Origin of the sequence: Pseudomonas sp. S06B 330, from assembly GCF_002845275.2 — a bacterium.
In the GTDB taxonomy this organism is placed as follows: Bacteria; Pseudomonadota; Gammaproteobacteria; order Pseudomonadales; family Pseudomonadaceae; genus Aquipseudomonas.
In genome coordinates this window covers 4,209,172-4,234,109 of the sequence record NZ_CP088149.1, presented here as the reverse complement: position 1 = coordinate 4,234,109, position 24,938 = coordinate 4,209,172, and the positions used below count along the sequence as shown (strand labels likewise).

21 protein-coding genes are annotated in these 24,938 nt (G+C 58.4%); 19 read left to right on the top strand and 2 right to left on the bottom strand.

The features are described 5' to 3' along the window. Positions 1-42 precede the first annotated feature (42 nt). Both flgM and flgA read right to left on the bottom strand, forming a co-directional pair. Entirely contained in the window at positions 43-357 is a 315-nt protein-coding gene (gene flgM / locus CX511_RS18840; protein ID WP_045189118.1) for a flagellar biosynthesis anti-sigma factor FlgM, read from the bottom strand. Positions 358-523: 166 nt separating this feature from the next. Then, on the bottom strand, positions 524-1,276 hold the full coding sequence (flgA, locus tag CX511_RS18835) for a flagellar basal body P-ring formation chaperone FlgA (protein ID WP_045189116.1): 753 nt from the start codon (positions 1,274-1,276) through the stop codon (positions 524-526). A gap of 72 nt (positions 1,277-1,348) precedes the next feature. Between flgA and CX511_RS18830 the strand changes: the two genes are divergently transcribed. From CX511_RS18830 to rfbH, 19 genes are all read left to right on the top strand, one after another. Then, a complete protein-coding gene (locus CX511_RS18830; RefSeq protein WP_045189114.1) occupies positions 1,349-2,278 on the top strand; it encodes a chemotaxis protein CheV in 930 nt (309 codons plus the stop codon). A gap of 51 nt (positions 2,279-2,329) precedes the next feature. Next, positions 2,330-3,157 (top strand): protein-glutamate O-methyltransferase CheR, encoded by an 828-nt coding sequence (gene cheR, locus CX511_RS18825; RefSeq protein ID WP_045189112.1) that lies wholly within the window; start codon positions 2,330-2,332, stop codon positions 3,155-3,157. Between the two features lie 189 nt (positions 3,158-3,346). Further along, positions 3,347-3,754: a flagellar basal body rod protein FlgB gene (flgB, locus tag CX511_RS18820; RefSeq protein WP_045189110.1), complete on the top strand. Its 408-nt coding sequence runs from the start codon at positions 3,347-3,349 to the stop codon at positions 3,752-3,754. Between the two features lie 3 nt (positions 3,755-3,757). Next, on the top strand, positions 3,758-4,201 hold the full coding sequence (flgC, locus tag CX511_RS18815) for a flagellar basal body rod protein FlgC (RefSeq protein ID WP_045189108.1): 444 nt from the start codon (positions 3,758-3,760) through the stop codon (positions 4,199-4,201). 15 nt (positions 4,202-4,216) lie between these two features. Beyond that, entirely contained in the window at positions 4,217-4,924 is a 708-nt protein-coding gene (gene flgD, locus CX511_RS18810) for a flagellar hook assembly protein FlgD (protein WP_101293444.1), read from the top strand. Positions 4,925-4,955: 31 nt separating this feature from the next. After that, positions 4,956-6,281, top strand: coding sequence for a flagellar hook protein FlgE (gene flgE, locus CX511_RS18805; protein WP_101293443.1), 1,326 nt, complete (start codon positions 4,956-4,958; stop codon positions 6,279-6,281). 72 nt (positions 6,282-6,353) lie between these two features. Continuing rightward, complete coding sequence (locus tag CX511_RS18800) at positions 6,354-6,542, top strand: hypothetical protein (protein WP_101293442.1); 189 nt, start codon at positions 6,354-6,356, stop codon at positions 6,540-6,542. A gap of 190 nt (positions 6,543-6,732) precedes the next feature. Continuing rightward, on the top strand, positions 6,733-7,473 hold the full coding sequence (locus CX511_RS18795) for a flagellar basal body rod protein FlgF (RefSeq protein ID WP_045189100.1): 741 nt from the start codon (positions 6,733-6,735) through the stop codon (positions 7,471-7,473). A 45-nt stretch (positions 7,474-7,518) separates the two neighbouring features. Continuing rightward, positions 7,519-8,304 (top strand): flagellar basal-body rod protein FlgG, encoded by a 786-nt coding sequence (gene flgG / locus CX511_RS18790; protein ID WP_045189098.1) that lies wholly within the window; start codon positions 7,519-7,521, stop codon positions 8,302-8,304. 54 nt (positions 8,305-8,358) lie between these two features. After that, positions 8,359-9,054, top strand: coding sequence for a flagellar basal body L-ring protein FlgH (gene flgH / locus CX511_RS18785; protein WP_045189096.1), 696 nt, complete (start codon positions 8,359-8,361; stop codon positions 9,052-9,054). A 12-nt stretch (positions 9,055-9,066) separates the two neighbouring features. Continuing rightward, positions 9,067-10,176, top strand: a complete 1,110-nt coding sequence (locus CX511_RS18780; RefSeq protein ID WP_045189094.1) for a flagellar basal body P-ring protein FlgI — start codon at positions 9,067-9,069, stop codon at positions 10,174-10,176. A gap of 11 nt (positions 10,177-10,187) precedes the next feature. Beyond that, positions 10,188-11,390 carry a flagellar assembly peptidoglycan hydrolase FlgJ gene (flgJ, locus tag CX511_RS18775; RefSeq protein WP_045189092.1) on the top strand — a complete coding sequence of 401 codons (1,203 nt, stop codon included), beginning with the start codon at positions 10,188-10,190 and terminating at the stop codon, positions 11,388-11,390. Between the two features lie 10 nt (positions 11,391-11,400). Then, on the top strand, positions 11,401-13,437 hold the full coding sequence (gene flgK, locus CX511_RS18770) for a flagellar hook-associated protein FlgK (RefSeq protein ID WP_101293441.1): 2,037 nt from the start codon (positions 11,401-11,403) through the stop codon (positions 13,435-13,437). Positions 13,438-13,450: 13 nt separating this feature from the next. After that, positions 13,451-15,019 (top strand): flagellar hook-associated protein 3, encoded by a 1,569-nt coding sequence (locus CX511_RS18765; RefSeq protein WP_101293440.1) that lies wholly within the window; start codon positions 13,451-13,453, stop codon positions 15,017-15,019. Between the two features lie 65 nt (positions 15,020-15,084). Further along, positions 15,085-18,660 carry a glycosyltransferase gene (locus CX511_RS18760; protein WP_101293439.1) on the top strand — a complete coding sequence of 1,192 codons (3,576 nt, stop codon included), beginning with the start codon at positions 15,085-15,087 and terminating at the stop codon, positions 18,658-18,660. Positions 18,661-18,721: 61 nt separating this feature from the next. Continuing rightward, positions 18,722-21,523, top strand: coding sequence for a glycosyltransferase (locus CX511_RS18755; protein ID WP_101293438.1), 2,802 nt, complete (start codon positions 18,722-18,724; stop codon positions 21,521-21,523). 202 nt (positions 21,524-21,725) lie between these two features. Next, positions 21,726-22,496 (top strand): glucose-1-phosphate cytidylyltransferase, encoded by a 771-nt coding sequence (gene rfbF / locus CX511_RS18750; RefSeq protein ID WP_101293437.1) that lies wholly within the window; start codon positions 21,726-21,728, stop codon positions 22,494-22,496. Beyond that, the gene (gene rfbG / locus CX511_RS18745) at positions 22,487-23,551 is read left to right on the top strand and encodes a CDP-glucose 4,6-dehydratase (protein ID WP_101293436.1); all 1,065 of its coding nucleotides are present in this window, start codon (positions 22,487-22,489) and stop codon (positions 23,549-23,551) included. The genes rfbF and rfbG overlap by 10 nt, the downstream gene beginning before the upstream one ends. Next, positions 23,548-24,870: a lipopolysaccharide biosynthesis protein RfbH gene (rfbH, locus tag CX511_RS18740; RefSeq protein ID WP_101293435.1), complete on the top strand. Its 1,323-nt coding sequence runs from the start codon at positions 23,548-23,550 to the stop codon at positions 24,868-24,870. Before rfbG ends, rfbH begins: the two co-directional genes overlap by 4 nt. Positions 24,871-24,938: the final 68 nt, after the last annotated feature.

Below are 24,938 nucleotides of genomic sequence, written 5' to 3'. Positions count from 1 at the left end.
TGGCTCTTTGGTTCAAGCGTCCTGAAGTCAGCGCGCCAGTGGCTAGCGCTGGGCTTCGAAATTAAGCAGTTTGCTGGCGACGCGGTTGCTGTCGACCTGGTAGCTGCCGTCGGCGATAGCCTGTTTCAACTCCGCCACCCGGGCGCTGTTGACAATCGGCTGGTCGCGCAGCTTGTCGCTGACCTTTTGCAACTGCTGGGCCTCGTGGCTGAGGTGTACGGCTTCCCCACTGGCGCCGCTCTGGGCGACAGTGTCGGCCTTGGCTGCGCGGGTTTCGGTGGCGCTTTCCGGGCTGTTGCCAGTGCGCACGCCGGTAACCGACGGGGAGTTATTCAAACGACTGAAGTCGATGACCATGATCAGAAAACCTCTGGGTATATGGACGCTTGCCTTGTTTTCGGCCAACCCGAAAGAAACTTTAGGCGCAATTACGCTGCAACCTGCACGGCATTCGGCGCACCCAATGGGACACAGTTTAGGAAAAGCAGTTCCTGATCGCCAGAGTTCTTCGCAGTTCGCTCCTTTACATGGCCACTTCCACCTGGCCCGGCCCGGTTACTCTGGCCTTGACCACGCGTTTGGAGTTGAGATTACGGACCCGGATCTGTTCGCTCAGGCCGCCTTTGCTCAGGGCTTCGCCGGGCATGCGCACGGCAAGGCTGCCGCTGCGCGCGGTGATGACCACCTGATCGCCCTTGCGGATCACTTCGGCCTGCTCCAGGTGTTGCGGTGTCAGTACCTGGTCCATGACCGTCGGTCGGATAAGCTTGAGTCCGATCGCCTGGTCCAGGCTGCTGAGGAAACCTTGGTTGAGCACGCCTACATCGCGCTCGCGCAGGGCGACGTCCTGTTCACCGACAATGCTCTCGCGCTTGAGCGGTCGCACCACGGTCACCACTTGGCGGAACAGCCGTACCTGGGCGGGCACAAACACCGTCCAGGGTGAGCTTCCTTCGCAGCGAACCCTTATCGTCACGCGGCCCAGGGGCTGTGCCGGGCTTTCCAGGCTGGCATCCAATTGGCGGTCACACAGTGGCATGCGCAGGCGCGGATCAAGGGTGTTGACCTGGATTTCGTAACGCCCTTCGGTCTGGCTGCTGGCCAGGTAATCTTCAACCGTGAATTCAAGAAACCCTTGGGTGACACCGATAAGCTGTTCAGGCAAGGTAAAAGCGTCAGCCAGAGGGCGAGCGCCGGGGACCATCAGGCACAGCACAACAAAGAAGCCGGGCAGGTGGCAGGTAAGGCGTCGGAAAAATGTCGTTTTCGTGTTCATACGATTAAAAAAAGCAAAGCGCGTGCCGACACTGGGTACGAGGCTCGTAGCGTAAGGTGAAGGAGTTCTGGCATGGCTGGTGTAATGGATTCGGTGAACCAGCGCACACAACTGGTGGGGCAGAATCGTCTGGAGCTGCTGCTGTTTCGTCTCAATGGCGAGCAACTCTACGGGATCAACGTGTTCAAGGTGCGGGAAGTGCTGCAATGTCCGCCTCTGACTGTGTTGCCCAAGTCCAACCCGGTAGTGCGTGGTGTCGCGAATATTCGTGGGGCAACCATCCCGATCCTTGATCTGGCGATGGCGACCGGGATGCCCGGTCTGAGTGAAGATGTGCGCAACAGCTTCGTTATCATTACCGAGTACAACACCAAGACCCAGGGTTTTCTGGTGCACTCGGTGGAGCGCATCGTCAACATGAACTGGGAAGAGATCCATCCGCCACCCAAAGGTACCGGGCGCGATCATTACCTGACGGCGGTGACTCGGGTCGACAACAAGATGGTCGAGATCATCGATGTGGAGAAAATCCTTGCTGAAGTTGCGCCGACTTCCGAGGTCATTTCTGCCGGTGTGGTCGATGCCGAGGTGCAGGACAAGGCGGTGCTACTGCGGGTGCTGACGGTCGACGATTCGTCGGTGGCGCGCAAGCAGGTCAGTCGTTGTCTGCAGACGGTCGGGGTGGAAGTGGTGGCGCTCAATGATGGCCGCCAGGCGCTGGACTACCTGCGCAAGCTGGTCGATGAGGGCAAGCGTCCGGAAGAAGAATTCCTGATGATGATCTCCGATATCGAGATGCCGGAGATGGATGGTTACACCCTGACGGCCGAGATTCGCAGCGACCCGCGCATGCAAAAGTTACACATCATCCTGCATACTTCGTTGTCTGGGGTGTTTAACCAAGCGATGGTCAAGAAGGTCGGCGCGGATGATTTCCTGGCCAAGTTCAAGCCGGATGACCTCGCCCAGCGCGTCGTTGATCGGATCAAGGCCACGCACTAACGGCCAGGGGGTGTACCCCTGGCGGTTCACACGATTTAAGAGGCGGCATCATTGTCTACGGGTAATTTGGATTTCGAACAGTTCCGGGTCTTCCTGGAAAAAGCCTGTGGCATCCTGCTGGGCGAAAATAAGCAGTACCTGGTCTCCAGCCGTCTCAACAAGCTGATGGAGCAGCAGGGCATCAAGTCCCTGACTGAACTGGTGCAGCGTATTCAGAGCCAGCCGCGCAGCGGTTTGCGCGAGCAGGTGGTGGATGCCATGACCACCAACGAAACCTTGTGGTTTCGCGATACTTACCCCTTTGAAGTGCTCAAGAACAAAGTGCTGCCTGAGCAGATCAAGGCCAACCCAGGTCAGCGCCTGCGTATCTGGTCGGCTGCTTGTTCCTCGGGGCAGGAGCCGTACTCGATCTCCATGGCGATTGACGAGTTCGAGCGCAGCAACATCGGCCAGTTGAAAATGGGGGCGCAGATTGTTGCCACTGACCTGTCCGGGACCATGCTCAACAACTGTAAGTCTGGTGAGTACGACAGTCTGGCCATTGCTCGTGGTTTATCCCAGGAGCGCTTGCAGCGTTACTTCGATGTCAAGACGCCGGGGCGCTGGGCGATCAAGGCGCCGATTCGCAGTCGCGTGGAGTTTCGCTCGTTCAACCTGCTCGACAGCTATGCTGCTCTGGGCAAGTTCGACATCGTGTTTTGCCGCAACGTGTTGATCTATTTCTCGGCCCAGGTCAAGAAAGACATCCTGCTGCGTATCCACAGCACCCTCAAGCCTGGCGGCTACCTGTTCCTCGGCGCTTCCGAGGCGCTCAACGGTTTGCCGGATCACTACCAGATGGTTCAGTGCAGCCCGGGGATCATTTACCAGGCCAAGTAGCCTTTGGCAGGAGCGCGATTGCCGCCACCAAATTGCCGCTCTGTCGGCAGGTGGCGGAAAGCCTTTGCCGCTTTTCTGGCATTGCCGCTCACCGCACGCCCTGAAAACCCCGTATTTACGGGGTTTTGTTTTTTGGCATGGCTCTTGCTCTGACTCAGTCAACGAAAAACCTTCGAAGGTTTCCCTGACATGAGCATCAGCTTCGACAAAGCGCTTGGCATTCACGAAAAGGCACTGGGCTTTCGCGCCCAGCGTGCTGAAGTGCTGGCCAACAACATCGCCAACGCCGACACGCCCAACTACAAGGCGCGTGACATGGACTTCGCTTCGGTATTGGCGGCGCAGAGCGAGAAGACCAGCAAGGGCCACTTCTCCCTGGATCGCACCAATGCCCGGCACATCGACGCCGAAGGGGTGAGCATGGGTGATGAAGCCCTGCAGTACCGCACGCCGATGCAGCCTTCGGTCGACCAGAACACCGTCGATGCTCAGCTTGAACAATCGAGCTATGCGGAAAACGCCGTCGGTTTCCAGGCCAGCTTTACGCTGCTCAACAGTAAATTCAAAGGGCTGGTATCGGCCCTGCGCGGAGAGTAAGTCATGTCCCTCGCCAGTGTTTTCAACATTGCCGGTAGCGGCATGAGTGCGCAGACCACGCGTCTGAACACCGTCGCTTCGAACATTGCCAACGCCGAGACCGTCTCATCGAGCATCGATCAGACCTACCGTGCTCGCCATCCGGTGTTCGCCACCACCTTCCAGCAGGCGCAGGGTGGCGTCAGCCAGTCGCTGTTCCAGGATCAGGATGCTGCCGGTCAGGGCGTCCAGGTGCTGGGCGTGGTCGAAGACCAAAGCAACCTTGAGGCACGCTACGAGCCAAATCATCCGGCGGCGAACAAGGACGGCTACGTCTACTACCCGAACGTCAACGTGGTTGAGGAGATGGCGGACATGATCTCTGCCAGTCGCTCGTTCCAAACCAACGCCGAGTTGATGAACACGGCCAAGACCATGATGCAGAAGGTCCTGACCCTGGGTCAGTGATAAAGGACGAAGCCAATGGCAAGTGTTAATGATGCCCCAAGCGGGGTAAACCTGAATGACGTGCTCAAGAAGGCCAATCCGACTTCCGACAATGGTGGCAACAACAAGGCTGGCGGCAACCAGGCGTTGGGCAAAGACGCGTTCCTGCAGATGCTGGTTACCCAGATGCAGAATCAGAACCCGCTTGATCCTCAGGACAACAGTGAGTTCGTTGCCCAGTTGGCGCAGTTCAGCAGCCTGGAAGGCATCACCACGCTCAATGAGACGGTGACGGCGATTTCCGGCAACTTCAAATCGTCCCAGGCGCTGCAGGCGTCATCGCTGGTTGGTCGCTCGGTGATCGTCCAGACCGACAAGGCCATGGTCGACACCACCAAGAGCTTCACCGGTTCCGTGGTAGTGCCGCAGTCGCTGAGTAACGCCACCGTCACCATCACCGACAAGGATGGCAAGGTGGTCAAGACCATCGATATGGGTGAGCAGAAGGCCGGCAATTCCGAGTTCGTCTGGGATGGCACCAATGACGCCGGTGAGAAGGTTGATCCAGGTACCTACACCTTTGCCGCCAAAACCACCATCGAAGGCAAGCAGTTGGATATGTACACCCTGCTGCCCGCCACGGTCAGCAGCGTCACCCTCAGTCAGACCGGCGGCGAGATGATGCTCAATCTCGCTGGCCTGGGCAGCATCGCGCTGTCCAAAGTCCAAACCATCGGTATATAGAGCCGGCTAACGCGGCACAAGGAGTTGAAAGATGTCATTCAATATCGGCCTTAGCGGTCTCTATGCAGCCAACAAACAACTGGACGTGACCGGCAACAACATCGCCAACGTTGCAACCACCGGTTTTAAATCGTCGCGCGCGGAATTCGCCGATGTCTACTCGGCCAACAAGCTCGGCGTCGGCAGTCAGAGCGTGGGTAACGGTGTGCGCCTGGCTTCGGTGTCGCAGCAATTCACCAACGGTGAAATCACCAATACCGGCAACGTGCTGGACATGGGTATCCAGGGGCAGGGCTTCTTTGTGCTGAGCGACAACGGCTCGCTCAGTTACTCCCGTGCCGGTGCCTTCCAGACCGACAAAGACAATTACGTGGTCACCGCCGATGGCCTGCGCCTGCGCGGCTACGGTGTGGATGAGAATGGCAAGATCATCAATGGCGTGCTGACTGATCTTAAGATCGACACCTCGGCGTTGGCGCCAAAGTCCACCACCTCGATCAATCAGGGGATCAACCTCAACTCGTCGGACAAGGTCATCCCGGCAACCACCACTTTCGATCCAAGTGATGACACCACCTGGAACAAGACCTTTGCCACCAAGATCTATGACAGCCAGGGTAACGAGCACGTCATGGATCAGTACTACGTCAAGACCGACACCAATGAGTGGAAGTCGTACACCCTGATCGACGGTCGCAACCCGCTCGATCCGAGCCAGGAGCCGCCGCAGCCGCTGGAAGGGACCATCAACTTCAATCCGGATGGTAGCGTCGACACCATGACGGCGGGCGCTGCAGGTTCGGGCTACGAAGTGGAGAACAAGGTCTTCAAGCTGACCGGCTGGGTGCCTGCCACCATTACCGATCCAAACGCCAAGCCGCCGGTATGGGGCTCCAATGGTTCGGAAGCGAGCGCGGGTGGTATCGCCATCGACATGAACGCGACCACCTCCTATAACACCCCGACCACGCGTCTGTCGCAGAGCCAGGATGGTTACGCTACCGGCATCCTGTCGAGCCTGAGCATCGACTCCAGCGGTGTGATGTTCGCCAGCTTCAGCAACCAGCAGTCGCGCGCGATTGGTCAGGTGGCGATTGCTTCCTTTGCCAACGAGCAGGGCCTGCAGCCTATGGGCGGTACGCGTTGGGCGGAAACCTATTCCTCGGGTATCCCGGGTATTGATGCGCCGAAGACCGGTACTCTGGGTGCCATCGCTTCCAACTCGCTGGAGGCCTCGAACGTCAACTTGACCAACGAGCTGGTCGAGCTGATCAAGGCGCAGAGCAACTATCAGGCAAACGCCAAGACCATCTCTACCCAGAGCACCATCATGCAGACCATCATTCAGATGACCTGATGTGGGTGTGAGGCGATAGCTGTGGACAGGCCCCTTTCTCGAAAGGGGTCTTTCATTTCGGAGGTATCGATCATGTTGCAACGAGTGGCGTTGGCCTTGTTTGCGGTATTGCTGATGGCTCAGGTCAGGGCGGATGCTGCGCCTTGGTATCGTTGGGAGAGCCAGGCCGATGGGCGTCTGGTGTGTGCCCAGTTTTCTCCGGGGGATGGTTGGAAGCGCTTTGCCGGCCCCTTCAATAATGGTGCGTGCCGCGCTTACTGAGCGTTGCCGCTAGCGGCAAGCTGGCGCCGTAATTTCGACGGCGCATCTCCCCGTCGTATTCCCCTGCTGTGCGCAAGCCCTTGTCTGGCGGGGCTTTTGGTCACTTCTGCAAAGTTGGTTTGAAACTTGCTACAAGCACTGCAAAGCAGCGGCGAACGGCAAGTGTTCGCCAGCGCAGGGGAGAAAGACTGTGGACAAGATGCTGTACGTGGCCATGACCGGTGCCAGCCAGAACGCGCTGGCGCAGAAGGCGCATGCCAACAACCTGGCGAACATTTCCACCACCGGTTTTCAGCGTGACCTGGAGCAGGCGCGTTCGATGCCGGTGTTTGGTGACAGCTTTCCGGCGCGTGCGTATGCGATGACCGAGCGCCCGGCGACGGATTTCTCGCCAGGCTCGATGCTGGAAACCGGGCGTGACCTGGACGTAGCCATTGGTGGCGACGGTTTCATCGCCGTGCAAGCGCCTGATGGCAGCGAAGCCTATGTGCGTACCGCGAGCATGAACATCGATGCCCTGGGTGTGCTGCGTGCCGGCAACGGCATGCCGATCATGGGCAACGGCGGGCCGATTGCCGTGCCGCCGGAGCAGAAGATCGAGGTCGGTGAAGACGGCACCATCACGATCCGCGCCATGGGCGAGGGGCCACAGGTGATGGCTGAAGTCGACCGGATCAAGATGGTCAACCCTGACCTCAAGACCATGAGTAAGGGCCTGGACGGCTTGATCCACACCAGCAATGGCCAGCCCGCCGTGGCTGACGCCAACGTCAAACTGGTGTCGGGCTTCCTTGAGGCCAGTAACGTCAACGCTGTCGAGGAAATGACCTCGGTGCTGGCGCTGTCCCGTCAATTCGAACTGCACATCAAAATGATGACCACGGCCAAAGAAGGCGATGAAGCCATGGCTCGGGTTTTGCAGATCGGCTAATTACACAGACGTAGCGCCGTAAAACAGGCGCACGAGGAGAACAGCATGCTTCCGGCTCTTTGGGTGAGTAAAACCGGTCTGTCCGCTCAGGACATGAACCTGACCACCATTTCCAACAACCTGGCCAACGTCTCGACCACCGGCTTCAAACGTGATCGCGCTGAATTCCAGGACCTGCTCTACCAGACCCGCCGCCAGGCCGGTGCCCAGTCGACCCAGGACAGCGAGCTGCCTTCGGGCCTGCAACTGGGTACGGGTGTGCGCATTGTTGGCACTCAGAAGAGCTTCACCGCGGGTAGCCTGCAGACTACTGAAAACCCGCTGGACATGGCGCTCGACGGCCGTGGTTTCTTCCAGATCCTGCAGCCCGATGGCACGGTCTCGTACACCCGCGACGGTACCTTCCACCTGAACTCCGATGGCCAGATCGTCACCGCCAGCGGTTTCGCCCTGGAGCCGGCCATTGTCGTTCCGCCTGAGGCGCAGACCTTTACTGTCGGCCGTGACGGCACCGTGTCGATCACCATCGCTGGCAACCCGGCCGCGCAGGTCATCGGCAACATTCAGACCGCCGACTTCATCAACCCGGCCGGCCTGCAGGCAACGGGTGGCAACCTGTTCCTGGAAACCGCAGCCAGCGGTGCGCCACAGGTGGGCACGCCAGGCCTGAACGGTTTTGGTGTGGTTCAGCAGCAGACCCTGGAAAACTCCAACGTCAGCACCGTGGAAGAGTTGGTCAACATGATCACCACCCAGCGAGCCTATGAAATGAACTCCAAGGTCATTTCCACCGCTGACCAGATGCTCTCGTTCGTTACCCAGAACCTGTAATTGAAGTCTTCGAGGTCGCTTGAACGGCGCCTGTTACACCGTGAGGTCAGAGTCATGAGTCGTTTGTTATCCGTACTTGCCCTGAGTGGGATCAGCGTGCTGGCTGGCTGCGTTTCGCCGCCGCCCAAGCCTAATGATCCGTACTACGCGCCAGTATTGCCGCGTACGCCACTGCCGGCGGCGGCCAACAACGGCTCGATCTACCAGGCCGGGTTTGACCAGAACCTGTACAGCGATCGCAAGGCGTTCCGGGTCGGTGACATCATCACCATCACCCTCAACGAGCGTACCCAGGCGAGCAAGAATGCCAACTCGCAGATCGCCAAGAACAGCAAGGCCGATATCGGTCTGACCTCGTTGTTCGGCTCCTCGATGACCACTAACAACCCGTTCAGCGATGGCGACCTGAGTCTCAGTGCGGGCTACAGCGGTGATCGTGCGACCAAGGGCGACAGCAAGGCCGGGCAGGGCAACAGTCTGACCGGCTCGATCACTGTCACCGTGGCTGACGTGCTGCCTAATGGCATCATCGCCGTGCGTGGTGAGAAGTGGCTGACGCTCAACACCGGTGACGAGCTGGTACGCATTGCCGGCATGATTCGCGCCGATGACATTGCCACCGACAACACCGTGCCTTCGACGCGAGTGGCTGATGCGCGCATCACTTACTCGGGCACCGGCTCGTTTGCCGATGCCAGCCAGCCGGGATGGCTCGACCGTTTCTTCCTCAGCCCGCTTTGGCCTTTCTAGGTTCGGATGACCATGTTCAACTTCAAGCAGCTGATTACCGCCGCGCTTTTGATGTCCGTCGCGTTTGTCGCGCAGGCTGAACGCCTGAAGGACATTGCCAGCATTTCCGGCGTGCGCAGCAACCAGCTGATCGGCTACGGCCTGGTGGTGGGGCTCAACGGCACGGGTGACCAGACCACCCAGACGCCGTTCACCCTGCAGACCTTCAACAACATGCTGTCGCAGTTCGGCATCAAGGTGCCGGCCGGTACCGGCAACGTGCAGCTCAAGAACGTCGCGGCGGTCTCGGTGCATGCTGACCTGCCACCATTCGCCAAGCCGGGGCAGGTGGTGGATATCACCGTGTCCTCGATCGGTAACTCCAAGAGCCTGCGCGGCGGCAGCTTGTTGATGACGCCGCTCAAGGGTATCGACGGCAACGTCTATGCCATCGCTCAGGGCAACCTGGTGGTCGGCGGCTTTGACGCTGAAGGCCGCGATGGTTCGAAGATCACCGTCAACGTGCCGTCAGCTGGACGCATCCCTGGTGGCGCGTCGGTAGAGCGTGCCGTGCCCAGTGGTTTCAATCAGGGCAACAGCCTGACCTTGAACCTCAATCGGCCAGACTTCACCACCGCCAAGCGCATCGTCGACAAGGTCAACGAGCTGCTCGGCCCGGGCGTGGCCCAGGCCCTGGATGGGGGGTCGGTGCGGGTGACTGCGCCGCTTGATCCAAGCCAGCGGGTTGATTACCTGTCGATTCTCGAGAACCTGGAAATCGATCCGGGTCAGGCGGTGGCCAAGGTCATCATCAACTCGCGTACGGGCACCATTGTCATCGGCCAGAACGTCAAGGTGTCACCGGCAGCGGTGACCCACGGCAGCCTGACCGTGACCATCACCGAAGACCCGATTGTCAGTCAGCCAGGGCCGTTCTCCAATGGCCAGACGGCTGTCGTGCCGCGCTCGCGGGTCAATGCCGAGCAGGAAGCCAAGCCGATGTTCAAGTTCGGTCCGGGTACCACCCTGGATGAAATCGTGCGTGCAGTGAATCAGGTGGGCGCTGCTCCGAGTGACCTGATGGCGATCCTTGAAGCGCTGAAGCAGGCCGGCGCGCTACAAGCCGACCTGATCGTGATTTAAGGGGCGCTCGCATGGATATGCCGAAAAACCCAATGACCACGATGGCCGACAGTGGCGCTTACACCGACCTCAATCGACTCAGCTCGTTGAAGGTCGGTGATCGCGACAGCGAGGCCAACCTGCGCAAGGTGGCCCAGGAATTCGAGTCGCTGTTTCTCAACGAGATGCTCAAGTCGATGCGTTCGGCCAGTGATGTGCTGGCCAAAGACAACCCGCTTAACACCGAAACCACCAAGCAGTACCAGCAGATGTACGACCAGCAGCTGGCGGTGAGCATGTCGCGCGAAGGGGGCGGTATCGGCCTGCAGGATGTGCTGATGCGTCAGCTGTCCAAGCAGAAAGCCGCCTCTGCGAGCAACACCAGCCCGTTCCCGCGTTTTGACATCGCGCCCAAGCCGCTGGGTGCAACAGCAGTGGGCGTGGCCGAGCGGCCGCAGGAAACTGCTGTTACCCGCAACGATGTGGCCGCCCTCAATTCGCGGCGCCTGGCCTTGCCAAGCAAGCTTACAGATCGGTTGCTGGCGGGGTTGGTGCCCGCAGCCGGCGCTGTGCCGGCTGCTACGAACACGGCACCGATCCCCGGCCGCTCGACCCTCGTTGGCGATGCAGTGGCCAAGGGCGACTGGCAGCCGGCACAAGCTTTCGCGGCGCCCGGCAGCCTACGTATTTATGGTCGCGCCATGGCGCAGCCGCCATTGGCACCGGCCAAGCGTGCCTTCAGCTCTTCCGATGACTTTGTTGCCACCATGCTGCCGATGGCGGAGCAGGCGGCCAAGCGCATTGGTATCGATCCGCGTTACCTGGTGGCTCAGGCCGCACTGGAAACTGGTTGGGGCAAGTCGGTCATGCGTCAGGACGATGGCCGCAGCAGCCATAACCTGTTTGGTATCAAGGCGACCGGTAATTGGCAGGGTGAGCAGGCGCGGGCGATCACCAGCGAGTTCCGTGATGGTCAGTTCGTCAAGGAGACGGCGGCGTTCCGCTCCTACGATTCCTATCAAGATAGTTTCCATGACCTGGTGAGCCTGTTGCAGAACAACGCTCGCTATAAAGAAGCGGTCAAGGCTGCCGATAAACCGGAACAGTTTGTACGCGAGCTGCAGCGGGCCGGTTATGCAACCGACCCGGATTACGCGAGCAAGATCTCGCAGATCGCCAAGCAAATGAAATCCTACGAAAGCTACGCAGCGATTGGCACCACTACGCAACTATAAGGTTTGAACCATGGCGAGTTTGATCAACATCGGGATGTCGGGGCTCGGCGCCAGTCAGTCGGGCCTGCACACCACGGGTAACAACATTACCAACGCCGATGTCGCTGGTTATTCGCGCCAGCAGAACGTGCAGCGGTCCAATGGCTCGCAGCAGAACGGCAACGTGTTCATCGGTACCGGCACCACCCTGTCCGATGTACGCCGGGTCTACAACAGTTACCTGGAAAGCCAGTTGCGTACCACCACGTCGCTCAACAGCGATGCGGCGGCGTACCTCAATCAGGTTGCACCGCTCGACAGCATGCTGTCCGATGCCGACACCGGCATTACCGGCGCCTTGAAAAGCTTCTTCACTGCCATGCAAAGTGCGGCCGCCAAGCCCAACGAAGATGCATCGCGCCAGTTGCTGCTGACCAGTGCCCAATCGCTGAGCAAGCGCTTCAATACCATCGCCAACCAGCTCAACGAACAGAACAGCAACCTCAATGGCAACCTGACGTCGATGACCGATCAGGTCAACAAGTTGTCGGCGACCATTGCTCAGTACAACGACCAGATCTCGCAGATGCAGGGCACCCCGAACGACCTGCTCGACCAGCGCAACGAGGCCGTGCGCCAGTTGTCCGAGCTGGTCGGTACCCAGGTCGTTGAGCGTGAAGGTAACCTGGATATCTACCTGGAGAACGGCCAGCCGCTGGTGATGGGCAAGACCATCAACACCCTGCAGACCGTACCAAGCAAGAACGATCCGACCCGAGTGAGCATTCAGCTCAACCGGGGCACCACAGTGATGGACGTTACCTCCAGCCTCAACGGCGGTGAGATCGGCGGCTTGCTGCGTTATCGCAGCGAAGTGCTCGACCCATCGCTCAACGAGCTGGGGCGTGTGGCCTTGGTCATGGCCGATCAGATCAACCGTCAGTTGGCCCAGGGCATCGACAAGAACGGTGAATTTGGCGCTGCCTTGTTCAACAACATCAACAGCCCTGAGCTCATCAGCCAGCGCAGCATCGCCAAAGCCGGCAATACCGGCAATGGCAGCCTGGATGTGATCATCAAGGACACCGGCAAGCTGAGCACCAGCGACTACCAGGTGACCTTCACCAGCGCCACCGGTTACAGCGTCAAGAAGCTGCCGGATGGCACCGCTTTGGGACCTTACGACATCAACGATGACCCGGCGCCGGTAATCGATGGTTTTACCCTCAAGCTCAGTGGCGGCACTAACAGCGCCGGTGACAGCTTCAAGATCACCCCGACGCGCAACGCTGCCAGCAACCTGGACACGGTGCTCACCGATCCCAAGCGCCTGGCACTGGCCTCGCCTCTGACCGCTACCAGTGGTTCGGGTAACCAGGGTACCGGCATTATTGGCCAACCTGACCTGACCTCGGCGATGGACATCTACGATCCGGCCCAGCGTCTGGACTTGCAGAACGGTCTGAAATATTCGACACCGGTGAAACTGGTGTTCGGTGATGACAAAACTACCCCGCAGACCTACAAGCTGCTCGATGCCCAGGGCGGCACCCTGGGTACCGGTACGATCATTCCGGGCCAGGCCAACAAACTGCAGTTCTCGGTGCCGATGGTCGACGCCAATGGCGATCCGATCAACGATGCCAGTGGCAACCAGAAGTCGTTTACCTTTGAGATGGAAGTCTCTGGCTCGCCCAAGGAAGGTGACAACTACACCGTTTCCTTGACGGGTCCGGGCTCAGACAACAACCGTAACGGCCAGGCAGTGATCGACCTGCAGACCAAGGGGACGGTTGAGATCGGTGCTAACGGTAAAGGTATCAGCCTTACCGATGCCTACGGCAAACTGGTGGAAAACGTCGGTGGCAAGACTGCTCAGGCGCAGATGGACGTCGATTCGACCACGGCACTGCACACCTCGGCCAAGGCTTCGCGTGATTCGCTGTCGGGCGTTCAGCTCGATGAAGAAGCCGGCAACCTGATCAAGTACCAGCAGTACTACACGGCCTCGTCGCAGATCATCAAAGCGGCGCAGGACATCTTCTCCACACTGATCAATGCCCTTTAAGGAGTGGTAGACCGTGCGTATTTCTACTTCCCAGTTCTACCAAACCAGCGCTGCGAACTACTCGAACAATTTTTCCAATCTGGTCAAGACCGGTCAGCAGGCCAGTGACAACATTCGCGTGCGTACGGCTGCTGATGATCCAGTAGGGGCTGCGCGCCTGTTGCAGTTGCAACAGCAGAGCAATCTGATTGATCAGTACGATGGCAATATCACCAGCGTGCGTAATAGCTTGGGTACTGCTGAGTCAACCCTCAACTCCATTACCAACGTTTTGGCACGAGTCAAGGAGCTGGCGATTGGCGCTGGTAACGGCGGCTATACCGATGCCGATCGCAAAGCTAACGCGCAGGAGTTGGCTCAGCTCGAAGAGCAGCTCTACAGCCTGATGAACAGCCGTGACGAGAACGGCAAGTACATTTTCTCTGGTTCGCGTGGCGATACCCAGCCCTATGTGCGCAACGCTGATGGCACTTACAGCTACCAGGGCGACCAAAGTACCCTGAGTTTGCAAGTGGGCGACATGCTCAGCATGGCTACCAACGATAGCGGTTACAGCGTATTCGAACAGGCGTTGAATACCAGTCGCAGCCAGACGAACCTGACTTATCCGGCAGTGGATGATGGTCGGGTCAGCCTGTCCAACGGACAAGTGTCAGGCAGTACACAGTACAATGATCGATTCCGTGGCGGTGAGCCGTACACCATCACCTTCACCAGCAACACCGAATTCAAGATCACTGACGCGGCCAACAATGACGTAACCCTGGAGGCCACCGGTGGCGGCACCTTCGATTCGAAAAAGGACGCCAGCATCAGTTTCCGTGGTGTCGAAATGCGCCTGGACGTCAACTTGAAGGAGGGCGACGATCCGGATACCGCAATCGCCGGGTACACGTTTAATCTGGCTTCCAAAGTCGATGAAGTCAGCGGATCGCGCAGCCCGGGCAATACCTCGTCGGCGCAAATCAACAGCGCCAGCATCACGGACAAGACTGCGTACGACAATGCATTTCCAGGCGGCGGCGCCATCTTTAAATTCACCAGCGCCACCGACTTTGACGTCTATGCTCAGCCCATGGGGCCAGATGCCCGTCCAGTAGCCAGTGGCGTGCTGACCGGCACGCCTGCCACCAAGGCCACCATCGCCGGTGTCGATTTTGACTTCTCCGAGCCGCCAGTTGGCGGTGATCAGTTCTCGGTCAAGGTTGATACCCATCAGACCCAAAACATACTCGACACCATCTCGGAGTTCCGTAAGGCGCTGGAGATGCCGGTCGATACTGATCTCGCGTCGCGACAGAAGTATCAGGCGGCATTGGACTCGGCAGTTGGCAACCTTGAGAGCGGCGCCAACAAAGTGGCTGAAGCGATCAGCTCAATCGGTGCTCGCGGCGCTGCTTTGGATGTCCAGGCCGAAACCAACGAGAGCCTGAAAATGGCCAACACCAAGACCCAGAGTTCGATCCGTGATGCGGACCCGGCCGAAGTGTTGATCCGTCTTAACCTGCAACAGACCATGCTGCAGGCCTCGCAGCTGGCTTTCTCGAAAATTTCCTCGCTGAGCTTGTTCAACCAGCTTTGATTGACTCGGCGCTTTGACAGATGGCAGTAGCTTCTGGCAAAGCGCCTCCCTCCAGGTTTTCCATCGTGAACCACCAAGCATTAGTCAGTATTGCCATCCCGGCTTTCAATCCTGAGTTCTTTCGCCGCGCATTGCTCAGCGCAATCTCGCAGGACTACGCTTGTCTTGAGGTCATTGTCTGTGATGACAGCCGCGGGGATGAGATCAAGGTAATTTTTGACGAGCTGGCAGGTCAGGCAACCTGTGTGTTGCGTTATGTGCGCAATGCAATGACCCTTGGGTTCTCACGCAACGTGTTGGTGTGCCTTGAGCAATCCCGGGGGGAGTACATCAAGTTTCTCTGTGATGATGATTGGTTGCTGTCGACCAGCATCCGTCATCAGGCGCGAGTATTGTCAGACTGTCCTGACGTCAGCATGGTGACCAACCACCGCTTTTTATGTGATGCCCAAGACTCCTTGCTGCCTTCACGTGCGATGAATTGCGTTATCGCTATGGAGAGCGCAGTGCTCAACGGTGGCGATCTGCTGGACGCTGTGGCTGCCAATGCACCGAACCTGTTTGGTGGCTTAAGTCACGTTCTATTGCGTCGGGCACTGGTGGAGCAGTCGCTGGCAATGTTGGTGCAGGAAGGGCAGGGTTTTACCGCGCGCCTGGACATGGCGCTATACATTTGCCTGTTGCGCCGTGGGCACCTGGGGTACCTCCAGCAAATGCTCAGCATCGAGCGGATGCATGCCGGTCGCTTGAGTCATCACACCAGCATGGAAATGGCCTTCAAGGTAGAGACTGAGTGGCTGTTACAAATGCTCGCCTCGCGAACCGGTGAGCCGGCGCCAGCTACCGGTTGGGTGCGTCATGTAACGTTCGAGCAATATGGCGAGGGCGCAGACAAGGATTGGCAGGAGTATGAGCTTTCTCGCTTGTATTCCGGACAAGTCGCCAACTATCAGCAGCAGGTGGGTACCGATAGTCTGAGCTTTGCCGAGCTCTATGCTCAGTGGCTGGAGTGCAGAACCTTGTCTGCTGCGCAGAGTCGTCTGATGTCCCGGCGGATCGAGCAATGGCCGAGCACACCACGCATTGTTCCGGTGGTCATGGATCCCATGGGAGATCCGCTGGCATTGAAAGCTACGCTGGAGAGCATTGCGCTGCAGTCTTACGCCGCCGCTCAGGTGTGGGTGTTCGCCTGTGAACCGGCGCAGGAGCCGGATACTGCCAATGTGCAAACAGCGACTTTGCGTGGAGACGGTTTCGAACAGATCAATGCGCGATTGCAATCTGCAGGTGATGTTGACTGGATTTTCCTGCTGCGCGCTGGCGACCGATTGCATCCGCATGCATTGGTGATCATGGCTGAGCGCATGGCGTTGTATGACGACAGGAACTGCTACTACACCGATGAAGGGGCGAACGACAATCTTCAGGCCTCCAGCCCGATTTTCAAGCCGGACTTCAATCTCGACCTGATGCGCAGTTTTCCCTATGTCGGGCGCATGCTGGCTTTCAAATGCGAGGCCTTGTCCCGTTTAGGTGGTTTTGCTTCGGAGTTCGGCGCGCTGGCGCCCCATGACCTGCTCTGGCGGATGGTCGAGGCGGATGGCTTGCAAGTCGTCGGGCATATCGCTGAGCTGCTCGTGCAGTGTAAGGCCAGTTACACGGATTGGTTACTTGAGCCGGACTGTGTGCTTCAGGCGCCGCAAATACTCAAGGCGCATTTACAACGTCTGGGAGTGCCGTTCGAGCTCGCTGTGGCGCAAGGCAGCATGCTCTCACGCGTTCGTTACCTGCATGATGATAGGCCCGGGGTGTCGATCATTATTGATGCTGGTCATGACCTGCAGTTGTTGCGCCGTTGCGTCGAGTCGATATTCGAATACACGGTCTATGCCCCCTACGAAGTCCTGGTCGTCAGCGGTGGAGGCGAACCTGAACCGATGAGGGACTGGTTCGCCGCCATGCAAGGGTTGGGTAGCGAACAACTGAGAATTATCGAGGTTGCGGGGCACAGTGCCCTACAACGGATAAATCAGGCCAGTCACGAAGCACTGGGTGCCTACCTGCTGTTGCTTGACGCCGGGTGCATGATCTTTGACGGCCAATGGCTGAGCGAGTTGATGACTCAAGCCCAGCGTCCGGAAGTCGGTGTAACAGGTCCGAAACTCTGCGCTCATGACGGTACCGTAGTGGGCGCAGGTCTGGTGTTGGGCCTTCATGGGCCTGCCAGCAGTCCATTCTCCGGGTATTCGGCTGATGCCAGTGGGTACATGAATCGCTTGAGTGTGGTGCAGAGCTGGAGCGCTGTCAGTGGTGAGTGTCTGGTGGTGCGCCGAAGCCTATTCACCGAGCTAGGGGGCCTTGAGGAGGGCGCTTATCAGGATCAATGGTTCGATGCAGACTTGTGTCTGCGGGTGCGCGACCATGGTTATCTGATTGTCTGGACGCCTTTTGCCATGGTCGCTCGAATGAGCGCTCCGAGTGAAGTGCAGACAGGACAGGATACTGCTGATCGGGATCAAGAGGCTTTTTACCAGCGCTGGTTGTCACGTGTGGCCAGTGATCCCGCCTACAATCCTAACCTCAGCCTGAAAATGTCCAGCTTCACCCTTGATCCTGGCTTGCGCGCTGGCTGGGACCCTTTCGTCAGTCGAGCGTTACCCTTTGTTCTGGCTTTGCCGATCAATACGTCGGCGGTAGGGCACTACCGGGTGGCACAACCATTTTTTGAACTGGAAGAGGCAGGCTGGATCCAGGGGCGAATGACCTACACCACGCCTGGATACATCGAGATGGAGCGCGACAAGCCGGATGTGGTCATCCTGCAGTGTCGCTATACCCCCAACGCGCTCGAGGAAATAGAGCGTATCAAGCGCTTCTCCAATGCTCGACGCATTTACGAGATTGATGACTACATCCTCGATGTGCCGAAAAAGAACGCTCACGGTCGCAACCTTCCAGGCAACATGCGCGAAATGGTGACGCGGGGTATTTCCCTTTGTGATCGGCTGGTGGTCTCCACCGAGCCGCTGGCTGAACTGTTGTCGAGCATGAATCAGGATATTCGCGTGGTTCCGAACATGCTGGCTTCGCAGTTGTGGCACGGTCTGCGCAGTCGCCGCCAGACTTCACTCAAACCCCGGGTGGGTTGGGCGGGGGGCACAAGTCACCGTGGTGATCTCGAGCTTATTGTCGATGTCGTCAAGGAGCTGGCGAACGAGGTCGAGTGGGTGTTCTTTGGCATGTGTCCGGATTTGCTGCGTCCTTATGTCCACGAGTTTCATCCGGGTGTATCGCTGCTTGAGTATCCGCGCAAATTAGCCGGTTTGGACCTGGACCTGGCCCTGGCACCACTGGAGTCCAACCTGTTCAACGACTGCAAGAGTAACTTGCGTTTACTTGAGTATGGTGCGTGTGGTTATCCGGTGATCTGTAGCGATGCCAGGGCCTATCGAGGTTATTTGCCTTGTACGCGAGTGGTCAGCAACACCACTCAGGAATGGTTGCAAGCAATACGTATGCATCTGGCCGATCCCCGCGCCAGCTATCGACAAGGCGATGAGTTGCGTGAAGTGGTGCTGCGCGACTATGTGCTGACGGCAGATAAGTTGCAGCACTGGGCAAATGGCTGGCTGGCTGATTGATCACACCCGATCGTTAATCGGCGCCTGCCCGAATTCGAATTTTATGAGTACTAGGTGCGCTATGGGCGAGAAAGCGGTTGAATTGGCGACATCACTGAACGACGTAACGGTTGTTGTGCTGGGCGTGAGTGGCCCTGATTATCAGGGGCGTGCACGCTATTACTACAAACAGCATTTTCGCCAGGTACTGAGCGTCGACATTGCGACACGCTCTGCATCTGCTCAAGCCTGGCGGGAGCAGTTGCTTAGTGTGCTTGAGCAAATAGAGACGCCATTTGCAATCCTGACGCCGGACAGCGACTTCCTACTCGCCGATGCCTTGGCCGTGGGAGTGGACTTTCTCCAGAATCACGCTGATTTCACCATGGCTCAAGGTTATTCAATTGGGTATTCATCAGGCGGCAACGAGGTTGACTATTACAAGCTTGGATCAGCCCGCAGCCACCCTTGTGCCGGTGATTTTTGTGAGCGTGTTGCGTTGTACGCTCGTCTCGGCTTGCAAGCATGGCGTTCGCTGGTAAGGGTCGAGGCCTTGAAGTCTGCGGTGAGTGATGCGCCTACAAATTTGCCACTCGAAGGTTGGTTGGTGGCAGTTGCCTACGCGCTACTGAGACACGGAGCAGGCGAAGTTTTGCCACAGACCAGTGCTGTGGTCGAGTATCGACCTGGTCAGCAAAACCTAATTGCTTATGAAGAATGTCTCAACCAGACAGTACGCAGTTTGCATCAATGGAATGCTGACTCAGGGCGAGCAGACCAAGGCACCGTCGACTTTGCTGTGTTGGGCAATTTCGTTCGTCGCACTCATGAGGGGCGTGAGGCCCAGTTGTTGTTCAAGTCGTGCTGGGGAGGGGTGTTGAAAGACCCGGAGCGGACCTTTGAGCCACGTCAGTTTGTCGAGATGCCTTACTACAATGCAGTGGTGTTTGCACAATTGCATGCGTTGGAGTTTTTGTTGCATGCCTGGCCAGCGGGTCAGCGTCAGATCCTGGCCCTCGAAGGAAGCTGGGTGCGTCAGCAGGCCTTGCTCAAGGTTCACCCCAACGATTCGGCGGAAAGCCTCAAGGAACGATACTGGCAAGCACTGTCTTTGGGGCTGTTCAACACCCAGGTATGTCGGCGCCTGGTTGAATTGCTAGATGGCAAGGATGACGCCGCCAAGGCTCGCGAGCTAGAGGGGTGGCTTGAGCGTCTCGAAGCGCTGGGTGGGGCCTCGGTGCAAGAGCGCTTGGCGTCGACGCCGTCAGGCAAAATTCTCGCAGCCATTGGCGCAGCAACGCCTGACGATGCCACCAGAAAGCATGTACTCGCTCACTTGAGCAAGAAGCCCTCGCAGCAGATCGCTTTCGTGCTGATGGATCTCGACAACGATGATGCTGCATTGCAAGGCACGTTCGACAGTTTACTGGCCAGTGGGTTGCGAGATTTTAAGATTGTCGTGCTCAAGGCGGGTGAGCTGCCGGCGATTACCACGCCGCGGGATATTTTGCATTTTATCAAGGTCACTGCCGGCAACGTGGTTGCCCACCTCAATCAGGTGGTACGGCAGTTGTCCAGTGATTGGGTGATGTTGCTTGAGGCGGGCGATGTGCTGACGCCGGGTGGATTGCTGCGTTTGCAATCTGAACTGGGTGGTGCAGATGGTTGCCAGGCCATTTGCGCAAATGAAGTACAGCGTGCGGGAGATGGTCGTCTGGTCAGTATTATTCGACCTGGCGCCAACTTGGATCTGTTGCGCAGTCGTCCTGATCTGATGTCCCGGCATTGGTTGCTGCGCCGTGAGATCGTAGTTGGTCTGGGGGGATACAGTGAGGCGTATGCAAAAGCCCTTGAGTTCGACTTGCTGCTCAGGTTGATTGAGCAGCAAGGCATGGGCGGGCTGGCGCATCTGGACGAGTACCTGGTTATTGGTCGGCAACGACACGAGAGCATGTCGGTAGATGCGCTGGCTACGCTCAAGCGTCACTTGAGCGGCCTTGGTTACAATGCTCAGGTCAGTGCAAGTGCTGATGGCGCGTTCCAGATTGATTTTCGTCACCCAGTGACACCGCAAGTCAGTATCCTGCTCCCGGTCGACGGTGACCTGGCGCAACTTAGGACTTGTCTGGCGAGTATCTTGCAGCGCACCCGTTATCCCCGTTACGAAGTGATCGTGGCCGGCGACGGGAGCAGCGCAGAAGCACTGGCGGGCGAGCTTGCCGGCCTCCAAGCGGGGGGGCGAATCAGTGTACTGGCGGGCGAGCCGGGGGCGTCTCGTTCGCAGTTGATCAATCAAGCAGCGGCACAGGCTCGCGGAGAATACCTTGTGCTGCTGTCCAGCCGCAGTCAGGTGTCCTCGGCGGCCTGGATCGAGGCGTTGCTCAACCAGGCGCTACGGCCAGAGGTGGGTGTGGTGGGTTGCCTGTTGCATGGTCGCGACGAGAAGGTAACCCATGCCGGTTACGCGCTGTTGGTTTCCGGTCAGGTCCAGAGCGCATTGCTGGGAGTGCCCAAGTCCGCAACTGAGTCGGCCCTTGGCTTGGCACAGGTACGTAGCTGTCAGGCGGTGTCCGATGATTGTCTGATGGTGCGCAAGGACCTGTTCAGTCAATGCGGCGGCATGCAAGTGTTTGGGGGGGGCGATGTCGATTTGTGCCTGAGGGCTGCTGAGGCGGGGCTGCTGGTAATCTGGACACCACAGGCGCAAATGATCAATGACGTTGTTCCGGTTCTGGGGCAACAACAACAGCAGGCATTGGCAGAGCGTTGGCCATCGGCGTTCACGACGCGGGTGGCAGCCTATGATCAATTTGGTGTGGACGTGTCAAGGATTGCCGACTCCGGTCGGCCGATTGTGCTCGAGTGGGTCAGCGAGCTGGCGTGACACAGGCGTAATGACAGGGCCGGGCTTTATGCTCGGCCTTGTCGTTTCTGAGCCACAGCCAAAATTGCCGCTTTCGTGCGCCTTTACTGACTCTTGCCGTTTTCAAGTTGGCAGCATTCTTGCTTTCAGTCCGCACAGTCACTGCTTTGGTCAGTAAATTGTCGGCTCGGATCGAGGCAAAATCCCTTAAGGTAAGCGGATAATGAAAACAGTCATTCTGGCCGGGGGCCTGGGTACGCGTATCAGCGAAGAATCCCACTTGCGGCCAAAACCGATGATCGAGATAGGCGGAAAGCCGATCATCTGGCACATCATGAAAATCTACTCGCACTTTGGTATCAACGACTTTGTCATCTGCTTGGGCTACAAGGGCTACGTGATCAAGGAGTACTTTGCCAACTATTTTCTGCACATGTCCGACGTCACCTTTGACATGGCAGAAAATCGTATGTGCATCCATAACCGCCATGCCGAGCCTTGGCGCGTAACCCTGGTAGATACCGGCGAGAACACTGCCACTGGCGGACGTCTGAAGCGCGTGCGCGACTATGTGGGAGACGAGACGTTCTGTCTGACTTACGGCGATGGCGTTGCCGATGTCAATATTCCTGCACTCATCGACTTTCATCGCAGCCATGGCAAGTTGGCCACCGTCACTGGCGTCCAGCCGCCGGGACGTTACGGCGCCCTGGATATACGCGGGGAGCAGGTACGAGGCTTTCAGGAAAAGCCCCTGGGTGATGGCGGCTGGATCAACGGCGGATTCTTTGTGTTGGAGCCCGGCGTATTCGACTTTATCGACGGCGACGATACCACCTGGGAGTACGAGCCGATGCGTGCGCTGGCTGCGCAAGGCGAGCTCATGAGCCACCTGCACAGAGGCTTCTGGCAGGCCATGGATACCTTGCGCGACCGCAACCTGTTGGAAGATCGTTGGAAGACCGGTGAGGCGCAGTGGCGGCTATGGTCGTGAGTCCATCGTTCTGGTCTGGACGCCGGGTGCTTCTCACCGGGCACACCGGCTTCAAGGGAGGCTGGTTGGCGTTGTGGTTGCGAGAGCTGGGTGCTCACGTCCACGGTTACTCGCTGCCGGCTAATACCGAGCCTGCACTCTGGAATGTCGCAGCGCTTGCCGAACGGGTTCCTGGCACCTTGGCCGACATCCGTGATGTGCAGCGTCTGTCCGAGGCCTTGAGTGCGGTCCAGCCCGAAATTGTCCTGCACCTGGCAGCTCAACCGCTGGTGCGTGAGTCTTACCGCACACCGCTGGAGACCTATACGACCAATGTGATTGGCACGGTGAACCTGCTTGAAGCCGCAAGGCTGTGCGAGTCGGTACGTGCTGTGCTGGTGGTCACCAGTGACAAGTGTTACGACAACCGAGAGTGGCTCTGGCCGTACCGCGAACAAGATGCCCTCGGCGGTCATGATCCCTATAGCAGCAGCAAGGCGTGTGTGGAGTTGCTGTGTACTTCTTGGCGCGAGTCTTTCCTGCGCGAGTCGGGTATTGCCTTGGCGACTGCGCGGGCGGGCAATGTCATTGGTGGCGGCGACTGGTCCGGCGACCGCTTGGTGCCCGACATCCTGCGTGCCTGGCAGGCTGGGGAGTCGCTGACCTTGCGCTACCCACAGGCTATCCGTCCTTGGCAGCACGTGCTTGAGCCGTTGCAGGGTTACTTGCATCTGGCTCAGGCATTGGTAGAGCGAGGCGATGCCGTGGCTTCAGCCTGGAACTTCGGCCCAGACGCCGATGGCGTGGCCACAGTGGGTGAACTGGTTGAGCAACTTGCCCGGCTTTGGCCCGGGGACGCGCGCTGGCAAGTCGATGCGGTAGGGCAGCCGCATGAAGCGGGATTGCTGTCCCTGGACTCCAGCAAGGCACGCCGACAACTTGGCTGGAAGCCGCGCTGGACGTTGGCGCAAGCCCTGGAACACACCCTCGACTGGCACTGTGCTTGGCACGCCGGTGAGGACATGCATGCATTCAGCCGCGCGCAGATCGCGGCCTATCAAGGCGAGACCCCATGAGTGAACAAACGGCGCAACAGCTGCGCCAGCAGATAGCCGAGCTAGTGGGCCGCTATGCGGAACTGGAGTTGGGTACCGTGCCATTCGTAGCAGGCAAGGACGCAGTGCCTCCTTCCGGCAAGGTCATTGGTGCACCCGAGTTACAAGCCATGACTGAGGCGGTACTGGACGGTTGGCTGACAACCGGGCGTTTCAACCAGGCCTTCGAGAAACGGTTGTCGCGCTACTTGGGGCGACGCGGCGTATTGACTGCCAACTCTGGTTCATCTGCCAATCTGCTGGCATTTTCGGCATTGACATCGCCACGATTGGGCGACCGTGCAATTGGCAAGGGGGACGAAGTGATTGGCGTCGCCGCCGGCTTCCCTACCACGGTTAACCCAATCCTGCAGTTTGGCGCGGTACCGGTGTTCGTCGATATTGAACTGGGGACCTACAACATCAATCCGGCGCTGATCGAAGCGGCGATCGGTCCGCGGACCAAGGCGATCATGTTGGCCCACACCTTGGGCAACCCGTTCAATCTCAAAGTGGTGCGCGAGCTGTGCGACCGTTACGGTCTGTGGCTGATCGAAGATTGCTGCGACGCCCTGGGCGCCACCTACGATGGTCGTCAGGTAGGTAGCTTCGGCGACCTGGGCACCCTGAGTTTCTATCCGGCCCACCACATCACCATGGGCGAGGGCGGGGCGGTGTTCACCGATTCGCCGCTGCTCAAGCGTATTGTCGAATCGTTCCGAGATTGGGGGCGTGACTGCTATTGCGGTCCTGGCGAGGACAACACTTGCAGCAAGCGTTTCTGCTGGCAACTGGGTGATCTGCCGCAAGGCTACGACCACAAGTACACCTACTCGCACCTGGGCTACAACCTCAAGATCACTGACATGCAGGCCGCCTGCGCACTGGCGCAGATGGACCGGGTCGATGACTTCATCGCTGCACGCAAGCGTAATTTCGACTGGCTTAGCGAGCGCCTAAGTGGTTGCACCGATCAATTGATCCTGCCGCACGCCACCACCAACAGTGACCCGTCCTGGTTCGGTTTTCCGCTCACCCTGCGCGATGGTTGCGGTGTCGAGCGCCTGGATCTTCTACGTCACCTGGATGCGCAGAAGATCGGTACGCGGTTGCTGTTCGCAGGCAACCTGACTCGCCAGCCCTATATGAAGGACCAGCAATACCGAGTGGCGAGCGAATTAACGGTCACCGACAAGGTTATGAAGGACACCTTCTGGATTGGACTGTGGCCTGGACTTTCCGAACAACACCTCGAGCACGCTGCTCGTAACATAGAAAGCTACGTGCGCAGGCTGCGCTGATAGGTGCTCAATTTTGTGCGGTGGCCTTGGTGTGCGTTCGAAAGCTGTGGGCTCAAGGAGTCTGCGCG

Coding starts and splice junctions, on each gene's coding strand:
- flgM (WP_045189118.1), bottom strand. CDS start 357: ATGGTCATCGACTTCAGTCGTTTGAATAACTCCCCGTCGGTTACCGGC.
- flgA (WP_045189116.1), bottom strand. CDS start 1,276: ATGAACACGAAAACGACATTTTTCCGACGCCTTACCTGCCACCTGCCC.
- CX511_RS18830 (WP_045189114.1), top strand. CDS start 1,349: ATGGCTGGTGTAATGGATTCGGTGAACCAGCGCACACAACTGGTGGGG.
- flgB (WP_045189110.1), top strand. CDS start 3,347: ATGAGCATCAGCTTCGACAAAGCGCTTGGCATTCACGAAAAGGCACTG.
- flgC (WP_045189108.1), top strand. CDS start 3,758: ATGTCCCTCGCCAGTGTTTTCAACATTGCCGGTAGCGGCATGAGTGCG.
- flgD (WP_101293444.1), top strand. CDS start 4,217: ATGGCAAGTGTTAATGATGCCCCAAGCGGGGTAAACCTGAATGACGTG.
- flgE (WP_101293443.1), top strand. CDS start 4,956: ATGTCATTCAATATCGGCCTTAGCGGTCTCTATGCAGCCAACAAACAA.
- CX511_RS18800 (WP_101293442.1), top strand. CDS start 6,354: ATGTTGCAACGAGTGGCGTTGGCCTTGTTTGCGGTATTGCTGATGGCT.
- flgG (WP_045189098.1), top strand. CDS start 7,519: ATGCTTCCGGCTCTTTGGGTGAGTAAAACCGGTCTGTCCGCTCAGGAC.
- flgH (WP_045189096.1), top strand. CDS start 8,359: ATGAGTCGTTTGTTATCCGTACTTGCCCTGAGTGGGATCAGCGTGCTG.
- CX511_RS18780 (WP_045189094.1), top strand. CDS start 9,067: ATGTTCAACTTCAAGCAGCTGATTACCGCCGCGCTTTTGATGTCCGTC.
- flgJ (WP_045189092.1), top strand. CDS start 10,188: ATGGATATGCCGAAAAACCCAATGACCACGATGGCCGACAGTGGCGCT.
- flgK (WP_101293441.1), top strand. CDS start 11,401: ATGGCGAGTTTGATCAACATCGGGATGTCGGGGCTCGGCGCCAGTCAG.
- CX511_RS18755 (WP_101293438.1), top strand. CDS start 18,722: ATGGGCGAGAAAGCGGTTGAATTGGCGACATCACTGAACGACGTAACG.
- rfbF (WP_101293437.1), top strand. CDS start 21,726: ATGAAAACAGTCATTCTGGCCGGGGGCCTGGGTACGCGTATCAGCGAA.
- rfbG (WP_101293436.1), top strand. CDS start 22,487: ATGGTCGTGAGTCCATCGTTCTGGTCTGGACGCCGGGTGCTTCTCACC.
- rfbH (WP_101293435.1), top strand. CDS start 23,548: ATGAGTGAACAAACGGCGCAACAGCTGCGCCAGCAGATAGCCGAGCTA.